Genomic DNA, 284 nt, shown 5'->3' on the forward strand with positions numbered 1-284 from the left:
ACACAAATCCAGTCGAACGCGCTATCCGACCCGTGGCGCTCGGCCGTAAGAACCACCTGTTTGCGGGCAGCGATGGCGGCGGCGACAGATGGGCGGTTCTCTGCTCGCTGATCGAAACTTGCAAACTCAACGATGTTGAACCCTACGAGTACCTGCGTGACGTGCTCACTCGAATGGTGCACGGCCACGCCATCAACCGACTCGACGAACTGCTGCCCTGGGCCTGGAGATCGAACAATCATGTCAAGACCTGACTAACCTGCAGCAGGTGGACGCATACTAGT

1 protein-coding gene is annotated in these 284 nt (G+C 58.1%); it reads left to right on the plus strand.

Annotated elements, in window-relative coordinates:
• Window positions 1-254, plus strand: a 254-nt coding sequence (locus CWO89_RS45450; protein ID WP_130584499.1) for a transposase domain-containing protein, incomplete at its 5' end; no start/stop codon positions are given.
• Between the last annotated feature and the right edge of the window lie 30 nt (window positions 255-284).

The organism is Bradyrhizobium sp. Leo170, from assembly GCF_004296405.1.
In the GTDB taxonomy this organism is placed as follows: Bacteria; Pseudomonadota; Alphaproteobacteria; order Rhizobiales; family Xanthobacteraceae; genus Bradyrhizobium.